The organism is Robbsia andropogonis (assembly GCF_000970345.1).
Lineage (GTDB): Bacteria > Pseudomonadota > Gammaproteobacteria > Burkholderiales > Burkholderiaceae > Robbsia > Robbsia andropogonis.
Genome location: NZ_LAQU01000029.1, coordinates 40,563 through 56,194, shown reverse-complemented (window position 1 = coordinate 56,194; position 15,632 = coordinate 40,563). Strand labels below are relative to the sequence as shown.

Sequence of the window (15,632 nt, the reverse complement as noted above, 5' to 3'; positions counted from 1 at the left end):
ATCAAGGTTCGCAGCGAAACCCGCCTTGCATCGCTACCACTCTCCCCCAATCTATCAACTTACCCATCGCCCCAGCGCGCTTCGGCAATATTCCTTCGGCCCTTCAGTCAAAAATCCGTTCTCTAGGCGATCTCCCATAGTCGACCTCGCTTCTTTTGTCGATCATCGAGGTAACTGGGCTTCGAGAGATTGAACGATGTCGATATGTGTCATGCACCCTTGCACCAACCGGATCGGAATCGGCTGCAGGCGTCAAATTCCCTTCAAGGTCAGGTTGGTTCGGCAATTGATCGTCGCGTTGCCATTGTCCATTTTTCGCCTCGCCGCAGCGTTCTGCTTTGAAACCGCGGGGCAGGTGCATCGTATCGATCCGCTTTTGCTGGAAGCCATTGCGACGGTGGAGTCGAATCTCCAACCCAATGCGATGCATCACAATGCCAATGGCACGCGCGACATCGGATTGATGCAGATAAATAGCATGCATCTTCCTCATTTAAAGGCACGCGGAATCGATGAGCGGCGGCTCATGGCCCAGCCCTGCCTTTCCGTGATGGTGGCCGCCGAGATCCTCGCAGCGCTGATTGCGCGACACGGTTACGGTTGGTACGCCGTAGGTGCCTATAACGCTGGCAGCGCAACTGCGAGGGCCTCCGCTCGTCGTCGTTATATCGATAAGGTATGGGCATGCTACGCCCATCTCCTCGCGACGAAGTCCGGCGTTCGGCCTGTTGCTTTCCGAGCTTATTGATGCGGCAGGGCACGCGTGGAGCAGGGTAAATCTGAAAAAATACTACAATACACGCGTGGCCAAGGCATGCGAAAGCGTGCGAGCGTTTGGCCTATTCATCAAGGCCAATCGGTCAGCTTCCCCATGGCGCGAAATAGGTCACGATGGCGCGGGAAAATCGCCGTGTCGTTTATTACATCCGCCTTTGAGGTTAGTGAGAGTCTGATCTATGTCCTCATCCGAACGCATCGACAGTTCCTCAGGGATCGCACACCCGGTCGTGGAATCGACAGCACACTCGGTGCGCGGCGTCTGCCCGCACGATTGCCCGGATACGTGTGCCATGCGCATCACGGTACAGGATGGAAAGGCGATCGCGGTGAAGGGCGACCCAGATCATCCACCAACACAAGGTGTGTTGTGCACGAAGGTGTCACGCTACACGGAGCGGACCTACCACCGTGACCGCCTGACGCAGCCGATGCGCCGGGTCGGGCCCAAGGGCAGTGGCCAATTCGAGCCGATCAGTTGGGATGTCGCCTACCAACTCGCGGCCGATAAGCTCCGTGAAATCGCCGCGCGTGACCCAGAGGGGATTTTGCCCTACAGCTATGCCGGGACGATGGGGTTGCTCCAAGGAGAGTCCATCGCGGCGCGACTGTGGAATGTGCTCGGTGCATCCCGGCTCGAACGGACGATTTGCGCGTCGGCAGGTGCGGCGGGACTGAAACATACCTATGGCGGTAGCATCGGTGCACGGGTCGAGTTCACCGAGGAAAGCGATCTGATCGTAATCTGGGGGAGCAACCCCGTTACGTCGAGTCTGCATTTCTGGACACGTGCGCAGGAAGCGAAGCGACGTGGTGCTACGCTTATCGCGATCGACCCCTATCGCTCGCTGAGCGCGGAGAAATGTCATGAGCACATCGCGTTGCGCCCGGGTACGGATGGCGCGCTGGCACTCGGTGTGATCCATCTCTTGATCGAGAATGGTGCCGTGGACGAAGACTACGTCGCACGTTACGCCATCGGATTCGACGCGCTGCGGGAGCGTGCCGCAGCCTGGCCACCCGCGCGGGTCGCGGAAACGTGTGACATCCCTGTTTCCCAATTGCTGGGGCTTGCCAACGCGTATGGTGCGTCAAAACGGTCCATGATCCGACTGAATTACGGGATGCAACGTGTCTACGGTGGTGGAAACGCCGTCCGCGCGATTGCCTGCCTGCCGTCGCTGACGGGTGCCTGGCGGCACCGTGCGGGTGGCCTGCTGCTGTCTACATCGGGCTATGCACCGGTGGATGACGTGCGTCTCCAACGTCCGGACCTGCTGCCTGCCGGCAAGATTCCGCGCAGCATCAATATGAGCGCCATCGGCGACGCGTTGACCCATCCAGGTGGCATTGTCGCAGGCATGAACGATGGGCGGGACTTTGGCGCCAAGGTGGAGGCGATCATCGTCTACAATTCGAACCCCGTGGCAGTTGCGCCGGATTCGCGCAAGGTCGTCGCGGGTTTTGCGCGTGAGGATCTCTTCACCATCGTTCTCGAACATTTTCAGACGGATACCGCCGACTACGCGGATCTGCTGTTACCGGCAACTACCCAGCTCGAACATCTGGATGTCCATAAATCCTATGGGCACACCTATGTCATGGTGAACCAACCATCCATCGCGCCGCTGGCCGACGCGAAGCCGAATACGGAGATCTTTCGGGGTATTGCCGGCGCAATGGGGTTGACGGAGCCGGCATTGTTTGACAGCGACCAAGCATTGCTCGAACAGGCGTTTCGCTGGGACGATCCGTTAATGGGCGGTGTTGACGCGGCCCAATTGCAGCGTGACGGTTGGGCGCGGCTGACGCTGCCCGATGCGCCATTCGCCCAAGGCGGCTTCCGTACGCCGTCCGGTAAGTGCGAGTTCGTCTCATCAACCCTGGCCGCACTCGGACAGGACCCCCTTCCTGATTACCTGCCTCCGCGGGAGTCCCGAGAGCGAGATCCGGCACTCGCCCGGCGGTTTCCATTGGCGATGATTTCGCCGCCTGCACGTCATTTCCTGAACTCGACCTTCGTCAATATCGAAAGTCTGCGCAAGACGGAAAAAGTCCCGCGTATCGAGATTCATCCTGACGATGCGGCCGTGCGAGGCATCGTCGACGGGGAGCAGGTGCGAATTTTCAACGATCGTGGCGCATTGACCGCGCGCGCGGATGTCAGCGACCGTGCCCGGAACGGGGTGGTTGTCGGCATGGGCATCTGGTGGCGCAAGCTGGCCTCGGATGGACGTAATGTCAATGAATTAACCAGTCAGGCGCTTACTGACTTGGGCAATTCGGCATCCTTCTACGATTGTCTTGTCGAGGTTGCTCCCATGGCCAAATCGGCTGAGGTAAGTGCCTAGTGCGTGCCGGGCGCACATGTGACGTTCCGCGCGCGGGCTTTCACATTGCTCCTTAAAAGACCAACGCGATAAGGAGCGTGCAAGTGTGTGGCGCGAATAACGCCTGTGCGTGCCACGCAATTCTCCAAGTGCGATAGGGGCGGCGTAGATCCAGACCGAGGCCCGGATCTAATCACTTGCCCTGGGCCGAACGGCCCGTTACGATGCTGAAAACGAACGGTCATGCTAAAAAGACCGTCTTTCCAGGATCGTTGTTCCGGGACGCGGCTTGACGCCGGCGCGCGACGTTGTACGCGAAACGCCGCACCGCGCGTGGTTGATGCGACATGGGACCGATAAAAATGCGTCGACGCCGCCACAGCGCGACAACAATGTGACATGGGTCGGGTGGAGACAGAGATGGAGACTACGCAGTACGCAAATGTGGCTGGTGAGGCGCGGTCCGTCGAGGGGGCGCCTCCTGCTTCCGGTGCCGCGACGCGACCAGCGCGGCCGTGGGTCGCGCGCTATCCAAAGGGGGTGCCGGCGGAGATCTCGCTGACGCCAGGCGAGACGCTCGTCAGCCTGATCGAGGACAGTTGCCGGAAGTATGCCCAGCGTGAGGCATTCGTCTGTTTGGGACAGGCGATCAGCTATCAACGGCTTGCCGACGATGCGGAAGCGTTTGCAGGCTGGGTCCAGTCGCTTGGGTTGAAAAAAGGGGCGCGACTGGCGATCATGCTGCCAAACGTTTTGCAGTATCCGGTGGCGCTGTACGGCGCGATGCGGGCCGGATGCGTCATCGTCAATGTCAATCCGCTCTATACACCGCGTGAACTCGCACAGCAGCTCCGCGACAGTGGGGCCGAGGCGATCGTCATCCTCGAGAACTTCGCCGCCACGTTGCAGAAGGCGCTTTCGGAAACCGTGATTCGCCATGTGCTGGTGACGTCGGTTGGTGCGATGCTCGGGCCAAAAGGCAGGGTGATCGATTTCGTTCTGCGGCACATCAAGAAGGCCGTGCCAGAGTGGGACCTTCCCCAGCACAATGGCTGGCATGCCGCGTTGTCGATTGGCCGGCAGCGTGGTGCGGTGGCGGTGCCCTTGTCACCGGACGATATTGCCGTCCTTCAATATACGGGGGGTACCACCGGCGTGGCGAAGGGTGCCGTGCTGTTGCACCGCAACCTGCTCGCCAACGTGTTGCAGGCCGAGGCCTGGTTTGGCCCCGCGGTTGCGCAACTGACGGATCGGGGACAGGCTATGCCGATGGTGATAGCAGCGGCGTTGCCGCTTTATCACATCTTCGCATTGACGGTGTGCGGCATCTTTCCGCTTCGCATTGGCGGCAAGATCCTGCTGATACCCAATCCGCGCGACCTGCCTGCGGTTATCAAAGTCCTGCGTCGCCATCCCGTCAATATTTTCCCTGCCGTCAACACGCTATACAACGCGCTGCTGAATCATCCCGATATCGGTAAGGCGAATTTCTCGAATCTCATCGTGGCCATCGGTGGGGGAATGGCGGTACAGGAGGCTGTTGCCAAGCGATGGGAGGCATTGACGGGACGGGTGCTGGTAGAGGGATACGGGCTGTCGGAAACCTCGCCGATTGTCAGTTGCACGTCCACCATCGCATCTGCCTTCAGCGGGTCGATTGGCATGCCGATGCCCTCCACCGACGTCTCGATTCGGGGTGCCGATGACGCTGAAGTGGCCTACGGCGAATCCGGCGAGCTGTGCGTCAAGGGGCCGCAGGTAATGGCAGGCTATTGGCAACGTCCCGATGAAACGCGCGCCGCGATGACGTCGGATGGCTATTTCCGTACTGGCGATATCGCGCGCTTCGATGCCGAAGGTAACTTGAAATTAGTCGACCGCAAGAAGGACATGATCCTGGTCTCCGGTTTCAACGTGTATCCAAATGAGATCGAGGATGTCGTGTCATCGCTTGACGGCGTGGCGGAAGTGGCCGCCATCGGTGTGCCGGACGCCCGTACCGGTGAGTCGGTCAAGCTTTTCATCGTTCGTCGTGATCCGCGACTTGATGAGGCTGCTGTGCTGGCATATTGCCGTGAACGCCTGACCGGGTACAAGATGCCGCGAAAGATCGTGTTCCGGGAGACGTTACCGAAAACGCCGGTTGGCAAGATTCTGCGGCGCGAATTGCGCGAACTGCCTTAGTCATCGGCGCTACACGCACCCGCTCGGTGTCACGCTGTCCTGGCGAACCTTTGTTACCATGCGCTATTGTCTTTCTCGCAGGGTGCATGATGTTCGACAACTGGATCGTCGAGTTTGATCGCGGGCTGCGTTCACTGACGGGTGTGACACGATCGGCACGTCCAGACCCCGCCGCCGCACATGTGGACAGCGACGCCACGCTGACGCCGGAAGAAAAAAAGCACGCTGCAGGCTTGATGCGTGTCAATCACGTAGGCGAGGTCTGCGCCCAGGCGTTGTACCAAGCGCAGAAGGTCGCAACACGCTCTGAGAAGCTGCGTAATGCGTTCGCCCATGCGGCGCGTGAGGAAGAGGACCATCTCGCCTGGACATCCGGGCGCCTGAAGGCGCTGAATTCTCGCCCGAGTGTGCTTAATCCCGTGTGGTATGCCGGCGCGTTGGCCATCGGTTTCGCCGCGGGGCGGCTTGGTGACCGCGTAAGCCTCGGCTTCATGGCCGAGACCGAGCGCCAGGTGGAAAAGCATCTGGAGGGGCATCTCGATACGCTTCCCGAAAACGACGCGGCGTCGCGCGCCGTGGTGGCACAGATGCGTACCGATGAAATGGCGCATGCGCGCAGTGCTAGCGAGGCAGGGGGGATCGATCTGCCATTCCCTATTACCGCCGCAATGCGTGCGGCGGCGAAAGTCATGACCAAGACCGCCTACTATCTTTAGCCATTTCGATTATCCCGCCGTATTGCGTCACGCATGCGGCGCGTGTTGTCCGAAACCCTGGCCCACTCCGCATCGCTCATGCGCTGCTCGCCCCAGGCCGCATGCGGGTAGCAACCAGGAGATCGCCTGTTAACGCGGCAATGGCGGCGGCGATACATCCGTTTGATACAGTTCTGTATCTAAATCAAATTTTATTCACATGACCGACTTAGCAGCCTTGTCGGCGTCAACCGCTGCAACAGTCAGGCAAGCGTAGAAGCCAGCGGCCGCGCCGTTCGTCTTCTTGCCGTCACGTTTGCGAAAATTTTTCCGAATCCTGCGCGATACTCGTAACTTCTACAGCTTTTTGCTGAAATTCACCGGCATCGTGTCGCCTTTTGTCGCCAATTTTCACGCACTGTTGCTGGTTGTTGCGTCGAAATGCCCCAGCGTTCTCACGCATCACTTTCAGAAGAATTCCTATCACCTTCATTTTATTGATAATTTTGCGTGAGTCTTGTCTGGCATCACCTGTAAGTCATTGTTCTGGCGGATAAAAATTATTCGAAATCGTTGCGGCGACCTTGACCGGGCAGGTTGCTTACTCTAAAGTGGGAAAAGGTGTGGGAAAGTGCATTTTTGTGTGAAATTTACCCGGAAGCGACAGTGAGCGCGACGGACCGCAGGTGGTGTTTTTAGGAAGGGCGAACCGATCAGACGGCGCGTCCAGGAGGCAAGGGCGTGTTCCAAGGGGCGTCAGCGCTGACTCTCGATGCAAAGGGGCGGATGTCGATTCCGACCCGGCATCGTGACGCGCTGCTTGGGCAGGCTGAAGGCCGCGTGACGATGACCAAGCATCCCGACGGTTGCCTGTTGTTGTTTCCACGTCCCGAATGGGAAGTATTTCGCACGAAGATTGCCGCGTTGCCAATGGATGCGCATTGGTGGCGCCGGATTTTCCTCGGAAATGCATCGGATGTCGAGATGGACGGGACCGGGCGGGTGCTCGTGTCACCGGAGTTGCGGATGGCGGCGAATCTGGAAAAAGAAGTGATGTTGCTGGGCATGGGCAGTCATTTCGAAGTCTGGGACGCGCAGACGTATGCAGCGAAAGAGCAGGCAGCGATGTCGCAGGGCATGCCTGACGCTCTGAAGAATTTCAGTTTCTGAGCCGCAAGGCGTGACGTGATGCCAGACGCGGCTAATAACGAATTCCTGCACCGAACGGTGCTGCTTGATGATGCGGTCGATGCCCTCGTGTGGCGTCGGGATGGCACCTACATCGACGGCACGTTCGGGCGAGGCGGTCATAGTCGGGCGGTGTTGCGCAAATTGACGCCGGGTGCGCGATTGCTTGCGTTCGACAAGGACCCGTCGGCCATTGCCGCAGCGGCGGTGGTCAAGGCGGAGCAGGCAGCACAGGCCGATGCCGCGGAATTCGACATCGTCCACCATAGTTTTGCCACGCTGGCAGACACGCTGGCCATGCGTGGTATGGCTGCCGTATCGGGCGTGTTGCTGGATCTGGGGGTGTCGTCGCCGCAATTGGACGACGCGTCGCGGGGTTTCAGCTTTCGAGCCGATGGTCCATTGGATATGCGGATGGACACCACGCGCGGTGAATCCGCCGCGCAATGGCTGACGCATGCGTCGGTCGAAGACATGACGAGGGTGATACGAGATTATGGGGAAGAACGGTTTGCTTTTTCGATTGCAAAGGCGATTGCTGCTCGCAGGGCAGCGTCCGATACGCTCGGCCCTCTCGCCCGAACAGGTGAGCTTGCCGCACTCGTGGCGGGCGCCGTCAAAACTCGCGAGAAAGGCAAGGACCCGGCCACCCGCACCTTTCAGGCTCTACGGATTCACGTCAATCAAGAGCTTGCGGAGCTGCAGGTAACGTTGGACGCGGCTTTGTCCGCATTGGAGGTGGGTGGCAGGCTGGTGGTGATCAGCTTTCATTCGCTTGAAGACCGTATCGTCAAACAGTTCATGCAAACGCACTCGACCACGCCCGCGCTCGACCGTCGTCTGCCCATTCGCGCGGACGCGCTGCCTACGCCGCCATTGCGCCGCGTGGCGCGTCTGCTTCCGGGTGCGGCGGAAGTGGCGGCGAATCCACGCGCGCGGTCGGCCGTGATGCGCGTGGCGGAGAAGGTCGGGCCGTATCACGCGCACGATGCGGGTGCGCCCACGCGCGCCGGGCACCGTCCGACCCGCGGAGCGCGCGGATGAGCCGCCTTGATGCCTTCCTCTTGCTCGCGCTGATCGCGTGCGCGCTGTCGGTCGTCAATTCGACGTACCAGCAGCGACGCGTGTTCGTCGAGTTGGAGCGGGCGCAGGGGCAACAGCAAAGTCTTGGCCAGGACTGGACGCGACTGCAGTACGAGCAAAGTGCCTTGTCGAAGACGTCGCGTATCGAAGATATCAGCAGTAATCAGTTGGGCATGAGCGCGGTGACGGCTGGGCGTACCGAATATCTGAATGAGGATGGCAGCGCGGTGAGCATCGCGCCGTTGCCGGCGTCCGTGTCCGCCGTCGCGCCACCGCCCCGTTCATCGACGGCGCCTCCCCCCAGTCGTCCGGTGCAGCAAGCCACGGTAGCGAAACCACCGGTACAATCCGCTGTCAAAAAGCAAGTCCCCACTGCCGCGCTCAAGTCCGCGGCTTCGTCGCGTCCGGCGCGCGCAACGCATGATGAGCGCGCCGCCCAGGAGGCGCGTGCCGCACGTGCCGCGCGGGACGATCGTGCCGCCGCGGCTGCGGCAGCGGCCATCATGTCCGGCAAGGCTGGCGCGAACGTTGGGGGGCGGCAATGAAGAAGCAGCCGGATACCCCGCTCCGAGCGCGGCGCAGCGATCGCGGCGTGCAATTTTCATCGAGCCCGATGTTGTCGGTCAGTCTGCCAATGTGGCGCTCGAAGCTCGTCGTGTTCCTGATTTTCCTCGCGTTCGTGGCGCTTGCCGGTCGGGCGTTCTGGATTCAGGGCCCGGGAAATGCGTTCTATCAGCGGCAAGGTGCGAGCCGGTTCGAACGGACGATCGAGCTGCCGGCAAGCCGCGGCAAGATCATGGACCGCAATGGATTGATGCTCGCGACCACGTTGCCGGTGCGGGCGATCTGGGCCGTTCCCGATGACGTGCCTGAAGACTTGCCCGCAAGCAAGCGGGACGCCTTGGCGAAATTGCTCGACGTCGATTCGAAGGAATTACGCGTGAAACTCTCGCGCAATTCAATGTTCGCTTATATCAAGCGGCAGGTGCCGATAGAGACCGCCGACAAGGTGATGGCACTCGATATTCCCGGTATTCATCAGAACGTGGAATACAAGCGGTATTACCCGGAAGGCGAGATCACCGCGCAATTGGTTGGCTTCACCGACATCAACGACGAAGGTCAGGACGGTGTCGAACTCGCGATGCAGAATCAACTGGTGGGCGCGCCGGGCAGTCGTCGTGTGATCAAGGATCGTCTTGGTCATATCGTTCAAGACGTCGATGAACTCACCGTGCCGCGCGACGGCAAGGACATGCGTCTGTCGATTGACAGCAAGATCCAATACATCACTTTCAATGAACTGAAGAATGCCGTTGTCGACAATAAGGCCGCGGCCGGCGCCGCGGTCGTCGTCGACGCACGCACAGGTGAAGTGCTGGCTCTAGCGAACTATCCGACATACAACCCGAACGACCGCTCGCACCTGACGGGCGAGCAGTTGCGCAATCGCGTGTTCACGGATTCGTTCGAGCCCGGTTCGATCATGAAGCCGTTCACGTTATCCCTTGCCCTCGATCTGCATCGGGTGACGCCGAATACGATCGTCAATACTGCCCCGGGGTCGTATTCGCTCGATGGCGCAAGGATCACCGACGATGCCGATTTTGGCACCCTTACGGTGGGTGGCGTGCTGCAGAAGTCGAGTAACGTGGGTACCAGCAAGATCGCGATGCAGTTGCGTCCGGAGGAGCAGTGGAATATGTACACGAGCCTGGGATTCGGCGTCGCGCCGAATATCGGGTTCCCCGGCGCGGTGGCCGGTCGTCTGCGTCCCTGGAAGAGCTGGCGCCGGATCGAGCAGGCAACCATGTCTTATGGCTATGGCCTTTCGGTGTCGCTGTTCCAACTGGCGCATGCGTATACGGTGTTCACGAACAATGGCCGCGAACTGCCGTTGTCGCTGTATAAGCTGGATGGGGCGCCGCAATCGGGGCCGCAGGTATTCGAGCCGAAGACGATGGCCGAGTTGCGCACCATGCTCGCATCGGTTGTCGGCCCTGGTGGTACGGCACCGTTGGCCCGTGTTCCAGGCTATACGGTGGGTGGCAAGACCGGTACGGCATACAAGCACTTTGCGCATGGTTATGACAAGTCGCGCTATCGCGCGTCGTTCGTCGGTATCGCGCCGATGTCGAATCCGCGGATCATCGTCGCCGTTTCGGTGGATGACCCGCGTGGTGGCAAGCACTTCGGTGGACAGGTGTCCGCGCCGGTCTTCTCGACGATTGCGGGCGAGATTCTGCGTGCGCTGAATGTCGCGCCGGACGCGCCGTTCAAGCAGACGGTTGCCGCCGTGTCGCCTACCGTCCAACCCGGTGTGTCCGGCCCGGCGCCGCGCGCAGTGGCGCAGGCGACGACGGGCGGGGCGCATGTCGTCCGCGCGGCATTGCACGATGGCGGCACGGTGCATGCGCCCCATGGCTATGCCGCGTCCGCGCATGAATCGTATGCGCGAAAGGTCATGCGATGATCGCCCGCACCGATCGCTCCGCCGCGATGTCCGCCGCCGCCCTCGTCAATGCCAATGTGCCTCGCGCCGGCGCGTTGCCGATGCCGGCCGCGGCACAGCGCGCAGTGGCATGGTTGCGTTCCGTGCTATCGGCAAGCGCGAACCTGCGCACCGATAGCCGTGCCGTCCAGCCGGGCGATGGCTATCTCGCCTACGCGGTGGAGGGGGCCGACAACCGGCCGCATATCGTTGATGCGCTTGCGCGTGGCGCGAAGGCCATCGTGCTGCAGCCGGCGGGAGAGGGGCGATCGTCCGTCGACGTGTCCGATGCGGCGGTGGTGGCAAACGCGCTGGACCAGGATGGCGTAGGAGCGGTGCAAGACGCGGGCGGCGGAACGCCGGCGCTGGCCGTGCGGGACCTTGATGTACTTGCTGGATATATCGCGAGTGGCTGGTACGGCACGCCGAGCGTCGCCTTGCGCGTGATGGGCGTCACTGGCACGAATGGCAAGACATCGACGACCCAGTGGATCGCGGCAGCGTTGGCGGATATGAGCATTCGCACCGCCGTTATCGGAACGCTCGGTTCGGGCATGCCCGACAAATTGCAGTGGACCGGGTTTACAACGCCGAATGCCGCGCAGTTCCAGCAGCAGTTGGCGCAGATGCGAGACGAACGTGCGGTGGCCGTGGCGGTGGAGGTATCTTCGCATGCACTGCACCAGGGGCGTGTCAACGGCACGGCGTTCGATATCGCCGTCTTCACGAACTTGACGCAGGACCATCTCGACTATCACGGTACGCTGGAAGGATATGAAGCCGCCAAAGCCAGGCTCTTCAACTGGCCCGGTTTACGCGCGGCGGTAATCAATGCGGACGACGCTGCAGGGCGACGCTTATTGATGCAATGGCCATTACCTGCCGGTGCCGCGCACCAGGTGCATGCACCATTGGTCATCGCGTATTTAGTCGACGATGCGATCGAGGACGACGAAGCTGCGAGCGCTGCACGCGCGGCTATCGAACACGCTTGTGCGGGCGCCGTGGGTGTCCTGAGTGCGGCTGCGTTGCGCGCCACCGCATCGGGTGGCACGGCACTGACGATCCGCTATGAACAACGCCCGTCGTCCCCCGCCGTGGGTGCCCCGTCCGATTCTATGCCGACCAATGTCGCGCGTGCTGATGACCGCGCGGTTGCACACGGGCTACTCGCCGATCGGGCCGCGCTCGTGCATACGGCGGTGATCGAAGTGGCGACAATGGGCGCCTTCAACGTCTCGAACCTGATGGCTGTGCTGGGCGCGGTGTTGTTCGCCACCTGTGATGTCGCCGCCGGTATCGATGCCGTTTCGTTCGATGCGGCTGTGCAATCGCTTGTGACCTTGCAGCCGGTGCTGGGGCGGATGCAGCGCCTGGGCGGCAATCCCCAGCGCGACGAACCGTTGATCGTCATCGACTATGCCCATACGCCGGATGCGCTGGACAAGACGTTGCGTGCATTACGGCCAGTAGCGGCGGCACGCGGCGGCGCACTGACGGTCATGTTCGGTTGCGGTGGCGATCGCGACAATGCCAAGCGGCCAATCATGGGGGGAATCGCCGAGCGGCTCGCGGATCATGTCGTGTTGACGAGCGACAATCCGCGTACCGAAGTTCCTGCATCCATCATCGATCAGATCGCCGCCGGCATGTCGTCGGACGCGTTGCAGCACCGGGTGCGTCGCATCGACGATCGGGCGAGCGCGATCTTGCAGACGGTGCGCGCCGCGGCGCAACGCGATGTGGTGTTGTTGGCCGGCAAAGGGCATGAAGCGACGCAGGAAGTCATGGGCAAGAAACGTCCGTTCCAGGATCAGGATCACGCGCTGCTCGCCTTGGCCACACGGGCGACGCAGATGCGCTCGGAAGCCCGATCCGAGTCTCGCGGTGGGGAGCACGGTGGCGACCACGGGCACGGCGGACAGGGAGAGCGGTCATGACGATGATGACCTTGGCGCAAGCGGCGCAATGGATCGAAGGCGCGCGGGTTGTCGGCGCGGCCGACGCCGCGGCGGTCGTGATCGACCGCATTGTCACGGATAGTCGCCAGGCCGGCGCAGGCGATCTGTTTGTCGCGTTGCGCGGCGATCGTTTCGATGCACACGATTTTCTCGATGCCGTTGCAACGCAGGGCGTCGCGGCAGTCATCGTCGCGCGGGCGCCAGCGTCATTTTCGCGGCCCTATCTGTTGGTGCCGGATACCCGTCGGGCGTTGGGTGAACTCGCACGCGGTTGGCGCCGGACTTTCGCCGCGCGCGTCGGGGGCACGGTATCGGTGGCGGCGGTGGGCTCAGTCGAGTCGGCCGTGGGCGGTTCGGGCATGCCGATAGTCGCGGTGACCGGGAGCAACGGCAAGACCACCGTTAAGGAGATGATCGCGTCGATATTCGCCGCTGCGGTGGGTGCCGATCATTGTCTCGCCACGCGCGGGAATTTCAATAATGACATCGGCTTGCCGCTGACGCTGCTGCGACTGCGTGCAACGCATCGCCTGGCGGTCATCGAAATGGGCATGAACCATCCGGACGAGACGCGTTATCTCGCCGGTATCTGTGAGCCGACGGTCGGACTGGTGAACAACGCGCAGCGTGAGCATCAGGAATTCATGCACACCGTGGAAGCGGTGGCATTGGAACATGCGAGCGTGATTCACGCATTACCGGTTGATGGCACGGCGGTCTACCCGGCGGACGACGCGTACGCCGCGATCTGGCGAGTGGCCGCGCATACACGACGCATCATCGATTTCGCACTGCTCGACGACGGGAGCGATGGTCAGGCCGGCCGTGGCGTGATCCGTGCCGCGGTGACGGGCCGGTGGCGTGCGGCGGGGGCGAGCGCCGATGGGCAATCGAATGGCCAGCTTGAGGTTGAAACGCCCATTGGTACATTCTCGGTGGCGCTGCGTACGCAAGGTCGTCATAACCTGCGTAATGCGTTGGCGGCCACCGCCGCGGCCGTAGCCACGGGTGTCGGCGTCGATGCGATCCGCTCCGGCTTGCAGGCGTTTGCGCCGGTCAACGGGCGTTTGCAGCAGAAACGGGCAACAGTGGGAGCGTTGGCCGGTGCGAGCGTGATCGACGATACCTACAACGCTAATCCGGATTCGATGCGCGCCGCGATCGATGTGCTGGCGCAGGCCGCTTCGCCGCGCGTGCTGGTGGTGGGTGACATGGGCGAGGTGGGAGATCAGGAAGCCGTCGCGCATCGTGAAGTGGGTCTGTATGCCTATGCGCAAGGCGTGGATGCGCTTTATGCGCTGGGCCGGGCATCGCGCGGTGTCTGCGATGCGTTCAATGCCGCGCGGGCGCAGGACGATGCGTCGAACCACGATCGTGTCGGTGGACGCAGTGCTTGGCATTTCGATAACGCCGATGCGCTGATCGCCGCGCTGCAGGGCGGATCGTCGTTGTCGTCCGCGCAGTCTGCTTCCGGTGTGACGGTATTGGTGAAGGGGTCTCGTTTCATGGCGATGGAGAAGGTGGTGGCGGCGCTGGTCGGCGAGACGTCGACCGCGCCACATTGAGGGCGGTGCCGTAGCGGGAGGTGCCGCGCGGTGCGGTAACGACGTGACGGACGCGCGACAGGGGCAGTAAGGCGGAACGGGCGCGTAAGTGCAGGGGTAACCTGGAACGCGCGGTGAGGAACACCGCTGCGGACCGGATTTAAGGGAAGGATTGTCAATGTTGCTGCTGTTGGCGCAATGGCTGCAAAGTGATGCAAGCTATTTGCGTGTCATCAATTACCTGACGTTTCGTGCGGTGATGGCCACCATCACCGCGCTCGTCATCGGCCTGGTCTGCGGGCCGGCTGTCATTCGCAAGCTGACCGCCCTGAAGATGGGGCAGGCAGTGCGCAACGACGGCCCGCAGACCCATCTGGTCAAAAGCGGTACGCCGACGATGGGCGGCGTGCTGATCTTGATCGGCATCGCCGTGTCCACGTTGTTGTGGGCTGATCTGACGAATCGGTTTGTCTGGATCGTCATGTTGGTGACGTTTGGTTTCGGCCTGATCGGCTGGGTCGATGATTATCGAAAGGTCGTGCACAAAGATCCGCGCGGGATGTCCTCCCGCGAAAAGTATTTCTGGCAATCGCTGATCGGCCTGATCGCCGCGGTCTATCTTGCTGTCAGCGTGTCGCAGTCCAGCAATGCGCATGTGTTTCAAGTGCTGATCAATTGGTTTCGTAATGGCTTGCCAACGGACCTGCCGGATCGCGCGAATCTGATTTTGCCGTTTCTGAAATCGATGAGCTATCCGTTGGGGCTGGCGGGGTTCATGACGCTGACGTACCTGGTGATCGTCGGGTCGAGCAATGCAGTGAACCTGACCGATGGCCTCGATGGCCTCGTGATCATGCCTGTCGTGTTGGTGGGTAGCGCGCTTGGTGTCTTCGCCTATGTGATGGGTAGTGCCGTGTATTCGCGTTATCTGCTGTTTCCACATATTCCTGGGGCGGGGGAATTGTTGATTTTCTGCTCGGCGATGTCGGGTGCGGGGCTCGCTTTTCTCTGGTACAACACGCACCCCGCCCAGGTATTCATGGGCGATGTCGGTGCCTTGGCGCTGGGTGGCGCGCTGGGTACCGTTGCCGTGATCGTGCGGCAGGAAATCGTGCTGTTCATTATGGGGGGCGTGTTCGTGGCCGAGACCGTGTCCGTGATTTTGCAGGTGGGCTGGTTCAAGTACACGAAACGCTTTCGCGGTGAAGGGCGACGGCTGTTCAAGATGGCGCCGTTGCACCATCACTTCGAATTGAGTGGCTGGAAGGAAACGCAGGTGGTGGTCCGCTTCTGGGTCATCACCTTGATGCTGGTGCTGGTGGGCTTGTCCACGTTGAAATTGCGCTGATATGACGCTTGATCTCTCCATCCTGTTCGGC

The 15,632-nt window shown here is 61.3% G+C and carries 9 protein-coding genes and 3 pseudogenes; 11 read left to right on the top strand and 1 reads right to left on the bottom strand.

Annotated features, from left to right (window positions below; all coding sequences use genetic code 11):
• Nucleotides 1-211: 211 nt before the first annotated feature.
• The 4 genes from WM40_RS20690 (at nt 212) to coq7 (ending at nt 6,007) form a co-directional block, all read left to right on the top strand.
• On the top strand, nt 212-748 hold the full coding sequence (locus tag WM40_RS20690; RefSeq protein ID WP_024901894.1) for a transglycosylase SLT domain-containing protein: 537 nt from the start codon (nt 212-214) through the stop codon (nt 746-748).
• A gap of 259 nt (nt 749-1,007) precedes the next feature.
• A complete protein-coding gene (locus WM40_RS20685; protein ID WP_046153842.1) occupies nt 1,008-3,128 on the top strand; it encodes a molybdopterin-containing oxidoreductase family protein in 2,121 nt (706 codons plus the stop codon).
• 399 nt (nt 3,129-3,527) lie between these two features.
• The gene (locus WM40_RS20680; RefSeq protein WP_024901892.1) at nt 3,528-5,291 is read left to right on the top strand and encodes an AMP-binding protein; all 1,764 of its coding nucleotides are present in this window, start codon (nt 3,528-3,530) and stop codon (nt 5,289-5,291) included.
• An 86-nt stretch (nt 5,292-5,377) separates the two neighbouring features.
• Nucleotides 5,378-6,007 carry a 2-polyprenyl-3-methyl-6-methoxy-1,4-benzoquinone monooxygenase gene (coq7, locus tag WM40_RS20675; protein WP_024901891.1) on the top strand — a complete coding sequence of 210 codons (630 nt, stop codon included), beginning with the start codon at nt 5,378-5,380 and terminating at the stop codon, nt 6,005-6,007.
• Nucleotides 6,008-6,296: 289 nt separating this feature from the next.
• Here coq7 and WM40_RS31690 read toward each other — a convergent pair whose 3' ends face one another.
• Nucleotides 6,297-6,479, bottom strand: a complete 183-nt coding sequence (locus tag WM40_RS31690) for a hypothetical protein (protein WP_157685877.1) — start codon at nt 6,477-6,479, stop codon at nt 6,297-6,299.
• Nucleotides 6,480-6,727: 248 nt separating this feature from the next.
• Here WM40_RS31690 and mraZ point away from each other — a divergent pair, with 248 nt between their 5' ends.
• The 7 genes and pseudogenes from mraZ to mraY all read left to right on the top strand — a co-directional run bounded on the left by mraZ (nt 6,728) and on the right by mraY (nt 15,601).
• Entirely contained in the window at nt 6,728-7,156 is a 429-nt protein-coding gene (mraZ, locus tag WM40_RS20665) for a division/cell wall cluster transcriptional repressor MraZ (RefSeq protein WP_024901889.1), read from the top strand.
• A gap of 18 nt (nt 7,157-7,174) precedes the next feature.
• Nucleotides 7,175-8,149: pseudogene (gene rsmH / locus WM40_RS20660) on the top strand (16S rRNA (cytosine(1402)-N(4))-methyltransferase RsmH); the annotation flags it as partial.
• Nucleotides 8,150-8,214: 65 nt separating this feature from the next.
• Nucleotides 8,215-8,517: pseudogene (gene ftsL / locus WM40_RS31685) on the top strand (cell division protein FtsL); the annotation flags it as partial.
• A 281-nt stretch (nt 8,518-8,798) separates the two neighbouring features.
• A complete protein-coding gene (locus WM40_RS20650; RefSeq protein ID WP_082103037.1) occupies nt 8,799-10,730 on the top strand; it encodes a peptidoglycan D,D-transpeptidase FtsI family protein in 1,932 nt (643 codons plus the stop codon).
• An 80-nt stretch (nt 10,731-10,810) separates the two neighbouring features.
• Nucleotides 10,811-12,622: pseudogene (locus WM40_RS20645) on the top strand (UDP-N-acetylmuramoyl-L-alanyl-D-glutamate--2,6-diaminopimelate ligase); the annotation flags it as partial.
• A 62-nt stretch (nt 12,623-12,684) separates the two neighbouring features.
• Entirely contained in the window at nt 12,685-14,274 is a 1,590-nt protein-coding gene (locus WM40_RS20640; protein ID WP_046153830.1) for a UDP-N-acetylmuramoyl-tripeptide--D-alanyl-D-alanine ligase, read from the top strand.
• A gap of 157 nt (nt 14,275-14,431) precedes the next feature.
• Nucleotides 14,432-15,601 (top strand): phospho-N-acetylmuramoyl-pentapeptide-transferase, encoded by a 1,170-nt coding sequence (gene mraY, locus WM40_RS20635; protein WP_024901883.1) that lies wholly within the window; start codon nt 14,432-14,434, stop codon nt 15,599-15,601.
• The last annotated feature ends 31 nt before the right edge of the window (nt 15,602-15,632 follow it).